Annotated in this window: 13 protein-coding genes; 6 read left to right on the top strand and 7 right to left on the bottom strand. The window is 73.1% G+C overall.

Features of this window, described 5'->3' with window-relative positions:
* Positions 1–59: 59 nt before the first annotated feature.
* Entirely contained in the window at positions 60–2990 is a 2931-nt protein-coding gene (locus ACSMXW_RS04595) for a penicillin acylase family protein (RefSeq protein WP_485804183.1), read from the top strand.
* Between the two features lie 59 nt (positions 2991–3049).
* Here ACSMXW_RS04595 and ACSMXW_RS04590 read toward each other — a convergent pair whose 3' ends face one another.
* Positions 3050–4306, bottom strand: a complete 1257-nt coding sequence (locus ACSMXW_RS04590; RefSeq protein ID WP_485804182.1) for an exo-beta-N-acetylmuramidase NamZ family protein — start codon at positions 4304–4306, stop codon at positions 3050–3052.
* A gap of 188 nt (positions 4307–4494) precedes the next feature.
* Between ACSMXW_RS04590 and ACSMXW_RS04585 the strand changes: the two genes are divergently transcribed.
* The 3 genes from ACSMXW_RS04585 to ACSMXW_RS04575 are packed head-to-tail and all read left to right on the top strand — an operon-like array spanning position 4495 to position 7595.
* Positions 4495–5274 (top strand): SDR family NAD(P)-dependent oxidoreductase, encoded by a 780-nt coding sequence (locus ACSMXW_RS04585; protein WP_485804181.1) that lies wholly within the window; start codon positions 4495–4497, stop codon positions 5272–5274.
* The gene (locus ACSMXW_RS04580; protein ID WP_485804180.1) at positions 5271–6974 is read left to right on the top strand and encodes a class I adenylate-forming enzyme family protein; all 1704 of its coding nucleotides are present in this window, start codon (positions 5271–5273) and stop codon (positions 6972–6974) included. The genes ACSMXW_RS04585 and ACSMXW_RS04580 overlap by 4 nt, the downstream gene beginning before the upstream one ends.
* Before the next feature lie 27 nt (positions 6975–7001).
* The gene (locus ACSMXW_RS04575; protein ID WP_485804179.1) at positions 7002–7595 is read left to right on the top strand and encodes a TetR/AcrR family transcriptional regulator; all 594 of its coding nucleotides are present in this window, start codon (positions 7002–7004) and stop codon (positions 7593–7595) included.
* A gap of 175 nt (positions 7596–7770) precedes the next feature.
* Here the strand turns inward: ACSMXW_RS04575 and ACSMXW_RS04570 are convergent, their stop codons facing one another.
* The 6 genes from ACSMXW_RS04570 to ACSMXW_RS04545 all read right to left on the bottom strand — a co-directional run bounded on the left by ACSMXW_RS04570 (position 7771) and on the right by ACSMXW_RS04545 (position 12504).
* Complete coding sequence (locus ACSMXW_RS04570; protein WP_485804178.1) at positions 7771–8985, bottom strand: acyl-CoA dehydrogenase family protein; 1215 nt, start codon at positions 8983–8985, stop codon at positions 7771–7773.
* A 6-nt stretch (positions 8986–8991) separates the two neighbouring features.
* Entirely contained in the window at positions 8992–10059 is a 1068-nt protein-coding gene (locus ACSMXW_RS04565) for a phosphotransferase family protein (RefSeq protein WP_485804177.1), read from the bottom strand.
* Between the two features lie 268 nt (positions 10060–10327).
* On the bottom strand, positions 10328–10648 hold the full coding sequence (locus ACSMXW_RS04560; protein WP_485807804.1) for a DUF202 domain-containing protein: 321 nt from the start codon (positions 10646–10648) through the stop codon (positions 10328–10330).
* The gene (locus ACSMXW_RS04555; protein WP_485807803.1) at positions 10636–11025 is read right to left on the bottom strand and encodes a YidH family protein; all 390 of its coding nucleotides are present in this window, start codon (positions 11023–11025) and stop codon (positions 10636–10638) included. Before ACSMXW_RS04555 ends, ACSMXW_RS04560 begins: the two co-directional genes overlap by 13 nt.
* Positions 11026–11038: 13 nt before the next feature.
* Positions 11039–11602, bottom strand: coding sequence for an NUDIX hydrolase (locus ACSMXW_RS04550; protein WP_485804176.1), 564 nt, complete (start codon positions 11600–11602; stop codon positions 11039–11041).
* Between the two features lie 8 nt (positions 11603–11610).
* Positions 11611–12504 (bottom strand): DMT family transporter, encoded by an 894-nt coding sequence (locus ACSMXW_RS04545; RefSeq protein WP_485804175.1) that lies wholly within the window; start codon positions 12502–12504, stop codon positions 11611–11613.
* 246 nt (positions 12505–12750) lie between these two features.
* Between ACSMXW_RS04545 and ACSMXW_RS04540 the strand changes: the two genes are divergently transcribed.
* Positions 12751–14406, top strand: a complete 1656-nt coding sequence (locus ACSMXW_RS04540) for an FAD-binding dehydrogenase (RefSeq protein WP_485804174.1) — start codon at positions 12751–12753, stop codon at positions 14404–14406.
* A gap of 448 nt (positions 14407–14854) precedes the next feature.
* Complete coding sequence (locus tag ACSMXW_RS04535) at positions 14855–15802, top strand: hypothetical protein (protein WP_485804173.1); 948 nt, start codon at positions 14855–14857, stop codon at positions 15800–15802.
* Positions 15803–15893 lie beyond the last annotated feature (91 nt).

The raw sequence follows: 15893 nt of genomic DNA, 5'->3' as shown, positions 1-15893 counted from the left end.
TCACCCCCGTGGATACCACCGGTAACCTTCCGGCCCACCACCGTCGGGAGGAGTCGCACATGCGCCGCCGCACCCCACGTACCGAGATCGGCGCCCTATTCGGCGGGAAACGCCGTCCGCGACCGGTGAGATCTCCCGGGTCGTCGCTGAGATCCCTCGGGTCGCTCGGCATCACCGCTGTACTTGTGACCGCTCTGGGCCTCGGGGCCCCGGCCGGCCGGGCCACCGCAGACGCCCCCGCGAACGGCGACTACTGCGCCGGACAGTGTGCCGACATCCTGCCGCCGGGCGCGAACGGCAGTGCCACGCTCGCCGAGATCCTGGCCAACCAGGTGCTCGGCACCCAGCCCGCACATGCGGACGACGAGCTCGGACCGTACGATGCCCTGTCCTCCGGCTACCCCTCGCTCACCGATGACACACTCACACAGTTCTTCAATGACGCGTCCTTCGGGGTGCCCGGCGATCAGGTGGCCTCCGTCACCCGCCCCCGCGACGACGTCACGATCACCCGCGACAAGAAGTTCGGCGTCCCGCACATCAAGGGCACCACGCGGTACGGCACCGAGTTCGGCGCGGGCTACGCGGCGGGTCAGGACCGGCTCTGGCTGATCGACCTGTTCCGGCACGTGGGGCGCGGCGAGCTGACCTCCTTCGCGGGCGGCGCCGCGGCCAACCAGGGCCTTGAGCAGCAGTTCTGGCCCCAGGCCCCGTACACCGAGGAGGACCTGCAGAAGCAGGTCGACTTCATCAGGACGCACGGCGGGGCGCGCGGCGAGCAGGCCATGGCGGACGCCCAGGCCTACATCGACGGCCTGAACGCCTACCGCGTCAAGGCCAAGAACGACCGCACCTTCCCCGGCGAGTACGACCTCACCGGCAAGATCGACCCCATCACCAACGCCGGTGAGATAGAGCCGTTCAGGATCACCGACATGATCGCGCTCGCCTCGGTCGTCGGCAGCCTCTTCGGTGGAGGCGGCGGCGGTGAGGTCGACGCGGCGCTCTCCCTGCTCGCCGCCCAGCAGAAGTACGGCGTCGAGGACGGCACCCGCGTCTGGGAGTCGTTCCGGGAGCGGAACGACCCCGAGACGGTGCTGACCATCCACGACGGCAGCTCCTTCCCCTACGCGGGACGGCCGGACCATCCGCAGGGCGAGGCGCTGCCCGATCCCGGCTCGGTGCGGGCCGAGCCACTGGTGTACGACCGCACGGGCTCCGCGCAGCAGGGCGCCCAGGACAGGAAGGATCCCGTCGAGGCGCCGGCGAGGCTCAAACCGCTGCGGGGCATCTTCGATGACGGTGTGCTGCCCGCCGGCCTGTTCGCCCGGCACGGCGACGGCAGCGCGGTCCAGGGCATGTCGAACGCCCTGCTCGTCTCGGGCGCGCACACCGCGAGCGGCCACCCCGTCGCCGTCTTCGGACCGCAGACCGGCTACTTCGCCCCGCAGCTGCTGATGATGCAGGAGCTACAGGGGCCCGGGATCAGCGCACACGGTGCGTCGTTCGCCGGTGTCGGCATGTATGTGCAGCTCGGCCGGGGCCAGGACTACGCGTGGTCGGCGACCACCGCGGCCCAGGACATCATCGACACCTACGCCGTCCGGCTCTGTGACCCGGCCGGCGGGACCCCCACCGAGCAGTCCACCGGCTACCTCTACCACGGCACCTGCACCCCGATGGAGAAGCTGGAGCGGACCAACTCCTGGAAGCCGACGCTCGCCGACTCCACCGCCGCGGGCTCCTACCGGATGCAGGTCTTCCGCACGAACTACGGCATCGTGACGCACCGCGCCACCGTCGGCGGCAAGCCGGTGGCCTACACACTGCTGCGCTCCACCTACCGCCACGAGGCCGACTCGATCGTCGGCTTCCAGATGCTCAACGACCCCTCGTTCGTCACCGACGCCAAGAGCTTCGAGCAGGCCGCGGCGCACATCAACTACACGTTCAACTGGTTCTACGCCGACTCCCGCGACATCGCGTACTTCAACAGCGGCGCCAACCCGCAGCGCGCCCCCGGCGTCGATCCGTCCCTCCCGGTCAGCGCCGAGCAGGCCTACGAGTGGAAGGACTTCGACCCGGCCGACAACACCGCCGCCCAGACCCCCGACGCCGAGCACCCGAACTCCATCGACCAGGACTACTACGTCTCCTGGAACAACAAACAGGCGAAGGACTACTCCGCCGCCTCCTTCAGCTTCGGCGCGGTACACCGGGCCGACCTGCTGGATGAGCGGGTCAGGAAGCTGGTTCGGCAGGGCGGGGTCACCCGGGCCGCGCTGACCCGGGCGATGGCGGACGCCGCCGTCACCGACCTGCGCGGCGAGCGGGTGCTGCCCGAACTGCTGAAGGTGCTGCGCAGCCGCCCCCTCGACGGCCCGGCCGGCCCGGCCGGCCCGGCCGACCCGGCGGCCGCCGCCGCGGTGCGGCAGTTGGAGGCCTGGGCGTCCGACGGCGCCCAGCGCAGGGAGACCTCGGCCGGCTCGCACCGCTACGCGCACGCCGACGCGGTGCGGATCATGGACGCCTGGTGGCCCCGGCTGGTGGAGGCGGAGTTCCGGCCGGGCCTCGGCGACGACCTGTGGACCGCGCTCACCGGGAACCTCACGGTCGACGAGTCGCCGTCCGCCGGCCACGGTGCCACCGGAGGGCACGCCGGCTCCTCCTTCCAGTACGGCTGGTGGGGATATGTCGACAAGGACATCCGGGCGGTGCTGGGTGAGCCGGTCGACGGCCCGCTGGGCCGCGCGTACTGCGGCGGCGGGTCGCTCGACGCCTGCCGGCACGCGCTGCTGAGCAGCCTCGCCCAGGCCGCCGCGGAGCCCGCGACGGCCGTCTACCCCGGTGATGACTCCTGCGCCGCCGGTGACCAGTGGTGCGCGGACGCGATCATCCAGCGCCCGCTGGGCGGCATCAAGCACGAGCCGATCCAGTGGCAGAACCGCCCCACCTACCAGCAGGTGGTGGAGTTCCCGAGCCACCGGTAGCGACGGGCGCGGTGGGGCCCCGGCAGTCGCTGCCGGGGCCCCACCCGCGCGGCACGGACTCAGCGGTACAGCAGGTACTTCCCGCGCACCGCGCGGAACGCCGCCAGCTCGCCCTGCCACGCCGCCACGATCTCGTCGGCGCCCGCGCCCGCGTCGATCATCGTGCGCACCAGGGTGCTCCCGGTGAGCGTGTCGATGTCGTTGTCCGGGCGCCAGGCGAAGCCGTCCCAGACCTGCTTCGCGGTCACCAGCAGGGCGATACCGGTGCGCACCGGGTCGTAGCTCTCCCGGTCGTGCACGTGGATCTGCACGCCGCCCGCGGTCTTGCCCTGGAACTTACTGAACGTCGGCGCGAAGTACGCCTCGCGGAAGTACACGCCGGGCAGGTCGAGCGCGTTCGCGGCGTCGGCCCAGCGGTGGTCGATGCCCTCGGCGCCCAGCAGCTCGAACGGGCGGGTGGTGCCCCGGCCCTCCGAGAGGTTGGTGGCCTCGAACAGGCAGGTCCCCGAGTAGACCAGGGCCGTGTCGACGGTCGGCATGTTGGGGCTGGGCAGCACCCACGGCAGCCCCGACGCCTCGTAGAAGTCCGTCCGCCGCCAGCCCGTCATCAGCACGGTCTCCAGCGGCACCGGCTTCGCCAGGAACTCGCCGTTGTACAGCCGCGCCAGCTCCGCCACCGTCATCCCGTGCTGCTGCGCGATCGGTTTGCGGCCCACGAAGCTGGCGAACTCCTCGTGCAGCACGGGACCGTAGGCGTTCCGGCCGGTCACCGGGTTCGGCCTGTCCAGCACGACGAAACGTTTACCCGCCAGCGCGGCGGCCTCCATGCAGTCGTAGAGCGTCCAGATGTAGGTGTAGAAGCGGGCGCCGGCGTCCTGGATGTCGAAGACGACGGTGTCCACGCCCGAGGTGGTGAAGACGTCGGCCAGCTTCTGCCCGCTGACCTGGTAGGTGTCGTAGACCGGCAGCCCGGTGGCCGGGTCGTCGTAGCGGCCCTCGGAGCCGCCCGCCTGCGCCGTGCCGCGGAAGCCGTGCTCCGGGCCGAAGACCGCGACCAGGTTCACCCGCCGGTCCGCGTGCATCACGTCCACGATGTGCCGGACGTCGCGTGTGACCCCCGTGGGGTTGGTGACGATGCCGACCTTCTGCCCGTCGAGCAGCGCATAGCCGTCCCCGGCCAGCCGCTCGAAGCCGGTGCGCAGCCCACGGCCGCCGCCGCGGGCGTCCGCCGCCGCGGGGGCGGCGCCGGCCGCGGCCGCGGTCGCGGCCGCGGACGCCACGGTGGCGGCGAGCAGACTCCGTCTGTGCAGGTTCATGAAGTGACCTCCGTACGGGGACCGTGGGGAAGCGTGATCGCGGAGCCGGTCCGCCCGCACGCTAGCGCGCCCGCCGCGCCGGTGGAACGAGGCGGGTACCGCCGTTCACACCGCACCCCCCTTCCACACCCCCTGACCGACCGCTTAGTCTGACCGGCAGCGAGTCGAGGAAGACCCGAGGGAGACGCATGGTGGAGAGCCTGCAAGGGAGCCTGGACGGGGCGCGGGTGGTGGTGACGGGCGCGGGCGGCGGCATCGGGGCCGCCCTGGCACGCGCCTTCGCCGCGGCCGGCGCCCGGGTCGCGGTCAACGACCTGGACGCCGGCAAGGCCGAGGCGGTCGCCGCGGAGTGCGGCGGCGTCCCCGTGCCCGGAGACGCGTCCCGGACGGTGCGGGACGCCCGGGACGCCCTGGGCGGGACGGTCGACGTCTACTGCGCCAACGCGGGCGTCGGCACCGGCGGTTCCGAGGCCGCGGGGGAGGAGGCGTGGGCAGGCGCCTGGGACGTCAACGTGATGGCGCACGTGCGCGCCGCCCAGGTACTGCTGCCCGACTGGCTGGCCCGCGGCAGCGGCCGCTTCGTCTCCACCGTCTCCGCGGCGGGCCTGCTCACCATGGTCGGCGCCGCCCCGTACAGCGTCACCAAGCACGCCGCCCACGCCTTCGCGGAATGGCTCTCGCTGACCTACCGGCACCGCGGCATCAAGGTCCACGCGATCTGCCCGCAGGGCGTGCGCACCGACATGCTCACCGCCGCCGGGTCCGCGGGCGAGCTGATGCTGGCCCCGACCGCCGTCGAACCCGAGGACGTCGCCGCCGCGCTCCTCGCGGGCATCGCCGAGGACCGCTTCCTGATCCTGCCGCACCCCGAGGTCGCCGGCTACTACCGGACCCGCGCCGCCGAGCCGGACCGCTGGCTGGCCGGGATGAACAAGCTCCAGCAGAAGTGGGAGGCGATGGACGCATGACCGCCGCACGCTACGCCGACATGCCCTGGCTCGCCCTCCTCACCGACGCCCAGCGCGCCCCCGTGGACCCGCCCGACTCCCTGGTGCACGCCTTCTCCGCCGCCGTCCGCTCGGCACCGGACCGCACCGCTCTCGCCTACTTCGACGGGCGGCTCACCTACCGCGAGGCCGAGGCGCTCAGCGACTCCGTCGCCGGCCACCTCGCGGCCCGCGGCCTCGCACCCGGCGACCGGGTGGCCCTGATGCTCCAGAACACCCCCCACTTCGTGCTGGCCCTGCTCGGCGCCTACAAGGCCGGGGCGGTCGTGGTGCCCGTCAACCCGATGTACAAGTCCGCGGAGGTGCGGCACGTGCTGGCCGACGCCGAGGTCGCGGCACTGGTCTGCACCGACCGCGCCTGGGACGGGTACCTGCGCGAGGCGGCCGCCGGCACACCGGTGCGCATGGTGCTCACCGCCTGCGAGCGCGACCTGCAGACCCGCGACGACCCCCGGGTGCTCTCCTTCGAGCGCCGCCCGCCGGCCGACGACGCCGACGACCTGGTCGCCGTCGCCCGCGCCGTGCACCCCGCCCCCGGCACGCCGCCGCCGGGACCCGCCGACACCGCGCTGATCAGCTACACCTCGGGCACCAGCGGCACCCCCAAGGGCGCCACCAACACCCACGGCAACATCATGTACAACGCCGAGCGGCAGCGCACCGGCCACGGCCTGCCCGCCGGCTCGGTCTACTTCGCGCTCGCCCCGCTCTTCCACATCACCGGCATGGTCTGCGAGCTGTCCGCATGCGTGGCGAACGCCGGCACGCTGGTGCTCACGCACCGGTTCGAGCCGGGCGTGGTGCTGGACGCGTTCGCCGAGCACCGGCCCGATTACACCGTCGGGCCCGCCACCGCGTTCATGGCGCTCGCCGCCCAGCCGGCGGCCACCCGGGACCACTTCGCCTCGTTCCGGATCATCTCCTCGGGCGGTGCGCCGCTGCCGCCCGCCCTCGTCGAGAACTTCCGGGACCGCTTCGGGCCCTACCTGCACAACGGCTACGGCCTCACCGAGTGCACCGCCCCCTGCGCCTCCGTCCCGCCGGGCCGCGAGGCGCCGGTCGACCCCGTCTCGGGCACGCTCGCGGTCGGGGTGCCGGGGCCCGACACGGTGGTGCGGATCGTCGACGACGCCGGGCGTGACGTGCCGTTCGGGGAGCACGGCGAGATCGTGGTGCGCGGGCCCCAGGTGGTGCCCGGCTACTGGCGCCGCCCCGAGGCCGGCGCCGAGACCTTCCCGGACGGCGAGCTGCGCACCGGTGACATAGGCTTCATGGACGCCGACGGCTGGCTCTACGTGGTGGACCGCAAGAAGGACATGATCAACGCCTCCGGTTTCAAGGTCTGGCCCCGGGAGGTGGAAGACGTCCTCTACACCCACCCCGCGGTCCGCGAGGCCGCCGTCGTGGGCGTGCCGGACGGCTACCGCGGCGAGACCGTGAAGGCGTACGTCAGCCTCCGCCCGGGCGCCTCGGCCGGCCCCGACGAGCTGGCCGGCTACTGCCGGGAGCGGCTGGCCGCCTACAAGTACCCGCGGCAGGTGGAGATCCTGCCCGACTTGCCGAAAACCACTAGTGGGAAGATCCTCCGGCGGGAACTGCGCGCCGCGGACGCCCTCCGGCAGGAGGACCGGCAGCCGCCGGAGCGGCGCGCGGGCGCTTGACACAACACGGAAAGGCAGGTGGCGGCAGTGCCCACAACGACGGACGGAAACGGCGAGCCCGTCCCCCGGCGTCTGCTGGCGGCCGCCACCCGCCTCTTCGCCGACCGCGGCTACGACCGCACCTCCGTACAGGAGATCGTCGAGTCGGCCGGGGTCACCAAGGGCGCGCTGTACCACTACTTCGGCTCCAAGGAGGACCTCCTCCAGGAGGTCTACGCGCGTGTGCTGCGGCTCCAGCAGGAGCGCCTCGACTCCTTCGCGGACGCCGACGCGCCGGTGGAGCAGCGGCTGCGGGACGCCGCAGCCGACGTCGTCGTCACCACCATCGAGAACCTGGACGACGCGGCGATCTTCTTCCGCTCCATGCACCACCTCAGCCCCGAGAAGAACCGCCAGGTCCGGGCCGAGCGGCGGCGGTACCACGAACGGTTCCGTGCGCTCGTCGAGGAGGGCCAGCGGGCCGGCGTCTTCTCCACCGCCACCCCGGCGGACCTGGTGGTGGACTACCACTTCGGCTCGGTCCACCACCTCTCCACGTGGTACCGCCCCGACGGCCCCCTCACCCCGCAGCAGGTGGCGAACCACCTGGCCGATCTCCTGCTGCGCGCACTGCGCCCGTAGGGCACGCCCGGACGTGGGGCTGACCACGGCCCACGCAAGGGGCGCGGGGAACTGCTGGGGGTATGTCCCACACCCTCCAGGCAGTGGGGGACAGCCCCTGCGAAGGCCGCAGGGTCGGGACACAGTCCCGCGCCCCGTGAGATGGGCCGGTGCGCGGGAGACAGCCGGCGTGCCGTCAGGAGTACGCGCGCAGCTCGCGCCGGGCGAGGGATCGCTGATGGACCTCGTCCGGCCCGTCCGCGAGCCGCAACGTCCGTGCCGCCGCCCACAGCTCCGCCAGCGGAAAGTCCTGACTCACCCCGCCCGCGCCATGCACCTGCACCGCCCGGTCCAGGATGTCCGTGACCGTCCGCGGCGTCGCGATCTTGATGGCCTGGATCTCGGTGTGGGCACCCTTGTTGCCGACGGTGTCCATCAGCCAGGCCGTCTTGAGCACCAGCAGCCTGAGCTGCTCGACCGCCACCCGGGCGTCCGCGATCCACTCCTGGACGACGCCGTGGCGCGCCAGCGGCTTGCCGAACGCGGTACGGGCGACCGCCCGACGGCACATCAGCTCGATGGCACGTTCGGCCATGCCGATCAGCCGCATGCAGTGGTGGATGCGGCCGGGGCCGAGCCGGGCCTGCGCGATGGCGAAACCGCCCCCCTCCTCGCCGATCAGGTTGCTCACCGGCACCCGCACCCCGTCGAAGACCACCTCGGCGTGCCCGCCGTGGTAGTGGTCCTCGTACCCGTACACCCGCATCGCCCGGCGCACCGTCAGCCCCGGCGTGTCCCTGGGCACCAGCACCATGGACTGCTGGCGGCGGATGTCCTCGCCCGAGGGGTCCGTCTTGCCCATCACGATGAAGATCCGGCAGTCCGGGTTCATCGCCCCGGAGATGTACCACTTGCGGCCGGTGATGACGTACTCGTCGCCGTCCCGCTCGATCCGGGTCGTGATGTTGGTGGCGTCGGAGGAGGCCACGTCCGGCTCGGTCATCGCGAAGGCGGAGCGGATCTCCCCGGCGAGCAGGGGCTCCAACCACTGCTCGCGCTGCCGCTCGTCGCCGAACTGCGCCAGCACCTCCATGTTGCCGGTGTCGGGCGCCGCGCAGTTCAGCGCGGTGGGGGCGAGCTGGGGAGAGCGGCCGGTCAGCTCGGCGAGCGGGGCGTACTGGAGGTTGCTGAGCCCGGCGCCGTACCGCTCGTCGGGCAGGAAGAGGTTCCACAGGCCCTGCCGGCGGGCCTCGGCCTTCAGCTCCGCCACCACCGGCGGGGTCTGCCACGGCGAGGCGAGCGCGGCGCGCTGCTCCCCGGCCACGGCCTCCGCCGGGTACACGTGCTCGGTCAGGAAGGCCAGCAGTTTCTCGCGGAGTTCCTCGGTGCGTGCGTCGAACGCGAAGTCCATGACCCGTCAGCCTTCCTGCGGTTCGTGTCGGGTGCCGGACGCCCCGGCGGACGGGAGTCCGCCCAGCGTGGTCAGGCCGTGCTCGATGAAGACGGGGACGAGCGCCCCGATGTGGTCGAAGCCGGCGCCGACGGTCTGCCCGAGCGTGTAGCGGTAGTGGATGCCCTCCAGGATCACGGCGAGCTTGAACCACGCGAACGCCGTGTACCAGCTCACCGCCGAGACATCGCGCCCCGATCGGGCCGCGTACCGCTCCACCAGCTCGGCCGGGTCCGGGTGGCCGGGCGCACCGCTGGTGGTGCTGACCGGGGAGTCGGGCAGGCCGAGCGGCGTGCTGTACATCACCAGCAGCCCGAGGTCGGTGAGCGGGTCGCCGAGCGTCGACATCTCCCAGTCGAGCACCGCCGTGAGGGTGTCGTCCTCGTCGATCAGGACGTTGTCGAGCCGGTAGTCGCCGTGCACCACCGTGGGTGCGGGGGAGCGCGGCAGGGCGCGCGCGAGGGCGTCGTGCAACTCGTCGACGCCGGGCAGGTCCCGGCTGCGGGAGGCGGCGAGCTGCTTGGCCCAGCGGCGCAACTGCCGTTCGAGGAAGCCCTCGGGGCGGCCGAAGTCGCCGAGGCCGATCGCCCCGGGATCGACGGCGTGCAGCTCGACGAGCGTGTCGACGAGACGGAGGACCACACTCCTGGTCCGCCCGGGGCCGAGCCGCGCCAGCTGGTCCGCCGTCCGGTACGGCGTGCCCCGCATGTGCTCCATGACGTAGAACGGGGCGCCGAGCACCGACTCGTCCTCGCACAGCAGCAGCGTCCCCGGCACCGGGACGGGCGTCGGGCGCAGCGCGCTGATCACCCGGTGCTCACGGCGCATGTCGTGTGCGGTGGCCAGGACGTGGCCGAGCGGGGGACGGCGCACCACCCAGCGGGAGCGGCCGTCGCCGACGTCATAGGTGAGGTTGGACCTGCCGCCCTCGATCAGCCGGGCGGTCAGCGGCCCCGCGACGAGGCCGGGCCGCTCGCGGTCCAGCAGCTCCCGCAGCCGCTCGGGGTCGAGCCCCGGCGGATGATCTGCGCCCATGCTCTGGCTCCTTGCGCTCGCTGTGCGGATGGGGTGTGCTAACGCACGATGACACCGGGACGACGGTATCCCCCACATCATGCCGACCGGTCGGTATGGCGTCCAGTACGGCACCTTCACACGCTGTGTGCGACAACGATCATGATGTGCCTGCTGCCGGCCACCAGGCTGAGCCCCCTGCCGTCTCCTGCCCGGCCAGCTGCCGACGGGGCTTGATCGCGCCGTTCCCCGTGCCCCTTCGCGGGCGCCCCCCACGCTCACGAACCCCCTACACCAGCAGGGCCGCCGCGCACACCGCCAGCGCCGCCGTGCAGGCCGCCGTGGCCAGGGCGAGGCGGGGCGCGAGGAGTCGGGGCCGTGGCACGGCGAGCGCGTGGATGCGGTGGTGGGAGAGGGCGAGGAGGGCCAGCCACAGGGCCAGGCAGAGCGCGCAGACCAGCCAGGCGGCCGGCCGTGGGCCGTCCCGCAGCGCCGCCCTGACGGCCAGCACCGCCGTCACCGTGCACGTGAGCGTGGTGCGCCGCCAGGCGAGCCGGGTGCGCTCCGGCTGCAGGCCGGGGTCGCGGCGCGGGCGCCTCACCCGGCCCAGCCCCCGAGCACGACGACCGCCATGGCCAGCGCCACCACCGCGACCACCACGCTCAGCAGCGCCGGGAAGCGGGACACCGGCAGATCCTCGCCGCGCCGCATCGCACGCTCGCAGCGGACCCAGTGGTTGATGGCGCGCAGCGCGCACAGCACCCCCGCCACCAGCAGCGCGAGCGCAAGCCCCACCCGCCAGCCGGAGTGCAGGTCGGGCAGGAACTGGTCGACCGCGAACCCGCCGCCGATCAGCGCCAGCGCGGTCCGCAGCCAGGCGAGGAACGTCCGCTCGTTCGCCAGGGAGAACCGGTAGTCGGGCGTGTCGCCCTGCTCGGAGATGCGGGCCGGCGCGAACCAGAGGCGAACGGACTGGCGGAGGTCGATCACAGGGCGCACCCTACTCGCGGCCTCCGGCACGGAAGTCCTTCAGGCGCCGGTACGCGGCCAGGCCGTCCGGCACCCACGGCCACGCGGTGAGCTTCCCGTCGACCTCCGCGTCGGTGAGGAACGCGTGCCAGGCGACCTCCTCCACCTGCGGGCGCACCGGCAGATCACAGCGCACCTCGTAGACGGCCGACCACCATGTGCCGCCCGGACCTTGCGGGGAGCCGCCCGTCGCGCCGCCGTCCGACCCGCCGCCGGGCGCGTAGAGGAACCGGAACAGCGGTACCGGCCGTGGCAGGCCGGTCACGCCCAGTTCCTCCTCGGCCTCCCGCAGCGCCGCGTCGTCGTACGACTCGCCCGCCCCGACGACCCCGCCGACGAACATGTCGTACATCGACGGGAACACCAGCTTCTCCGGCGTCCTGCGGTGCACGAAGATCCGGCCCTCGGCGTCTCTGGCCTGGATGAACACACAGCGGTGCCGCAGCCCGCGGGCATACGCCTCGCCGCGCGGGGCCTGCCCGACGACACGGTCGTGCTCGTCGACGATGTCGAGGAGTTCGTCTGCGGGGTGCACGCGGGCGCTCAGTGGGACTGCATGTCCGGCACGCGCTCCACGGGCGCGCAGCCGCGTGGCATCGCCGGATGGAGGCCGAGCAGCACGATGCCCGCCACGATCCCCGCCAGGCCGCCCGCCTCCCAGGCCAGCGCACCCACGTCGGTGTGCAGCCGGTCCCCGAGGAAGCCCACCCCGCAGGCGATGCCGGCGAGCGGCTGTGTCGCCGTCAGCGCGGGCAGCGACATCCGCAGCGGCGCGGTCTCGAAGGCGCTCTGGACGAGGATCAGCGAGACGATACCGAGTGTGATCATGGCGTACGGCTGCCAGCTCCCGAACACCGCGGCCCAGCCGCCGTCCGAGAGGCGCTCTCCGCACACCCGGGTCAGCGCGTCCTGCACGCCGTACAGCAGACCGCCCGCGACGGCCAGGAGAACCGGGCCTGCCGCGAGCGGTTTGCGTTTCGCCACTGCCGTGAGCGCCAGTGCGCCGCCCACCATCAGGCCTATGATCAGCCAGTGCCGCACCGGGTCGGGGACGGCGCTGCCACCCTGCGGCTGGCCCGCCAGGATGAACGCGGTGACGCCGCCGGCGAGCAGAAGGAGGCCTGTCCAGCCCTGCTGGCCCAGCGGCTGCTTCGTCTGGTGTCTGGAGAGCGCCAGGGCGAACAGCAGGTTGGTCGCCAGCAGGGGCTCCACCATCGAGATCTCGCCGCGGCCCAGGGCGACGGCGCCCAGTGCCATGCCGCAGATCATCAGGCCGATGCCGCCGAGCCAGCGCGGTGAGTGCGCCAGGTCGAGGATCAGCCGCCAGGACAGGAAGTCGCGCAGCGGTGCCTGCTGTGCCGCGTTCTGCTGGAGCACGAATCCGAAGCCCAGGCAGCAGGCGGAACAGACGGCGAGGATGACTTCGAGAGCGGACAAGCGGCGCACCTCACGACGGCGGGGTCGGGGGACCCGGCGGGATGTGGTCACGACCGCAGGGATCCGAAGACCCCGGCGGGGATGTGGTCCTGAGCCGACCATAGCGCCCCGCGTGCCCGATCGCCCGCTCGGTGACATGACCGGCACATTGACGTGGACGCTCTGTTTCATCGAGCATCTACCAGCATCCGACTGATCGGTAACCGGCCGGGCGGCGTCCCGTGACGGAGCGAGAGGGACATCTTCATGGCCTACGACGCGGACGTCATCGTGATCGGTGCGGGCCTCGCCGGGCTCGTGGCGACCGCGGAACTCGTCGACGCGGGCCGCCGCGTGATCCTGCTGGACCAGGAGCCGGAGCAGTCCCTCGGCGGTCAGGCGCACTGGTCGTTCGGCGGCCTGTTCTTCGTCGGATCGCCCGAGCAGCGGCGGCTGCGGATCAAGGACAGCCACGCCCTCGCGCTCCAGGACTGGATGGGGACCGCGGGCTTCGACCGTGATGAGGATCACTGGCCCAGGCAGTGGGCGGAGGCCTACGTCGACTTCGCCGCCGGCGAGAAGCGCGCCTGGCTCTCCGCGCAGGGCGTGCGGTTCTTCCCCGTGGTCGGCTGGGCGGAGCGGGGCGGCTACGACGCCGGCGGCCACGGCAACTCGGTGCCGCGCTTCCACATCACCTGGGGCACGGGCCCCGGTCTGCTCGCGCCGTTCGTGCGGCGGGTCAGGGCGGGTGTCCGCCGCGGCCTCGTCGAACTGCGGTTCCGGCACCGGGTGACCGGTCTGGGCCGCAGCGCGGGCGCGGTCGACACGGTCACCGGCGAGATCCTCGAACCCTCGGACGCCGAGCGCGGCACGGCCAGCAGCCGCGAGGTCACCGGCTCCTTCGAACTGCGCGCCCAGGCCGTGATCGTCACCTCCGGAGGCATCGGCGGCAACCTGGACCTGGTCCGCGCCCACTGGCCCGAGCGGCTCGGCACACCCCCCGAGGCGATGGTCGCCGGGGTGCCCGCGCACGTGGACGGTCTGATGCTGGGCGTCGCCGAGCAGGCCGGCGGGCGGCTGATCAACCGGGACCGGATGTGGCACTACACGGAGGGCGTGCAGAACTGGAACCCGATATGGGAGCGGCACGGCATCCGCATCCTGCCCGGGCCCTCCTCGATCTGGCTGGACGCCGAGGGGAACCGGCTGCCCGTGCCGCTCTTCCCCGGCTTCGACACCCTCGGCGCCCTCGACCACATCATGCACACGGGCCATGACCACACGTGGTTCGTGCTCAACAAGCGGATCATCAGCAAGGAGTTCACGCTCAGCGGCTCCGAGCAGAACCCCGACCTGACCGGCCGGTCGGTGCGGGGCGTGATCGAGCGGGTCCGCGCCGACGTGCCCGGACCGGTGAAGGCCTTCATGGAGCACGGCGCCGACTTCGTCGTCGAGGACAACCTCGCGGACCTGGTGCGCGGCATGAACGCGCTCACCAAGGAGCCCCTGATCGACGAGGCGGGGCTGCGCCGCACCCTCGTCGCCCGGGACCGCGAGATCACCAACCCCTACACCAAGGACCTGCAGATCACCGCCCTGCGCGGGGCCCGCGCCTACCTCGGCGACCGCCTCATCCGCGCCGCGGCCCCGCACCGCGTCCTGGATCCCGCCGCGGGCCCGCTGATCGCGGTGAAGCTGCACATCCTGACCCGCAAGACCCTCGGCGGCCTGGAGACCGACCTCTCCGCCCGGGTACTCACCGAGGGCGGCGAGCCGCTCCCCGGCGTCTACGCGGCAGGAGAGGCCGCCGGCTTCGGCGGCGGCGGGGTACACGGCTACCGCTCCCTGGAGGGCACCTTCCTCGGCGGCTGCCTGTTCTCGGGCCGCACGGCGGGCCGGGCCGCGGCCCGCGCGGTCGGCTGATCCGGGCGGTCCGGAAGCCCGGTGGGCCGGCGCCCGCGCGTCCCGGCGGCGGTGGACTCGCGCCCTGCGCGCCGCGGGACCGGAAGCCCGGTGGGCCGGCGGCTCCGGGGTCCCCGGGCGGCACCTGCGGGTCTCCGACGGCACTCGCAGCTCTCGGTGGCGCCTGCGGGTCCCCGTCTCCGACGGCACTCGCAGGTGTCCGGTGGCACCCGCGGGTCCCCGGGCGGCATGTGCGGGTCTCGTGGGCGGCACCGTCGGGCCGCGGACGCCGCCGGCGCGTGGGGAAACAGGGAGCCGCCTCCTCCGGAAGTACCGGACCGATCGGTTCCCGTTCCGCGTGGCGAGATTGACACGTGTAGGCAGCGCAGCGGCCTTGACTGGAGCCATGCCTACCGCTTTGCTGTGCGTGATCATCTGCTCGCTAGCCGCGTCGTGAGGAAGTTCCGCGGTGCCCCCACCCCCGCCTCTCGGTCGCTCGCGCAAGCGTTCCGCCCACACCTTTGACGCCGCGCTCGACGACACCGAACTCGTCGCCGCCCGCAGCGCGCTCGCCGGGGGCCGCTGGACCGCCGTCCGCTCGCTGCTCGCCGCCACCGGTGACGACTGGGACCGCAGGGGCCACCGGCTGACCGTCCTCGCCCAGGAGCCCGGCACCGCGGCCTGGGCGGGGGACTGGCGGCTGACCGAACCCGACTCCGTCGACGCCGCCGTGCTGCTCGCCTGCGCCACCGTCTACCGCGCGCTGGCCGGCAAGGCCCGCCCCGAGGTGGCCCGTGACGCCTGTCACGAGGCCGCCGTGCTGGCGCCCGCCGACCCCTCTCCCTGGCTCGCGCTGCTCATCCTGGAGCGCACGATCGGCCGGGAGGAGGACGTCGTACGGCTCTTCGACGAGGTGCGGCACCGCTACCCCGAGCACCACCACGCCCACCACCTGATGGTGGCCCGGCTCGCCGAGCGCCGCGCGGACGCCGGCCAGGACCCGCTGCACGAGGTGTACGACTTCGCCTCCTGGGCCGCCGAACAGGCCCCCGCGGACTCGCCGCTGGCGATCCTTCCCGTCGTCGCGCACGCCGAGCGCTACCGGGTGCTGGCCGCCGCGGGCGGCGAACCCCGTGACCCCACCGCCTCCGGGCACTGGCTCGGGCGGCGCGCCCGTCTCGTGATGAAGGCCGCGTTCGACTGGTGGCTGGAGTGGGAGCGCGACGACCACCCCCGCAACCGCGTCGACCTCAACTTCCTCGCGCACGCCAAGTTCTGCGAGGGCAGACCAGCCGAGGCCGCGGCACTGTTCCACAGGATCGGGCCGCACGCCACGCCCGCCCCCTGGGGGTACCCCGACCGGGACCCGTACGAGGCGTTCCGCGCCGCCCGCGATGCCGCACTGGGCCCGTCCTGACCCACCGAAGCGGCGAGCGGGAGACGCCGTTGACAGCCCCCCGACGTCGCCGCCGCTCCCGCCGACGTTGTCGCCGAGCCCACCGAGGCCC

The sequence above is a fragment of the Streptomyces sp. DSM 116793 genome (assembly GCF_057320905.1).
Note: the sequence above shows the minus strand (reverse complement) of the source record. Positions and strands in the feature narration are given on the sequence as shown.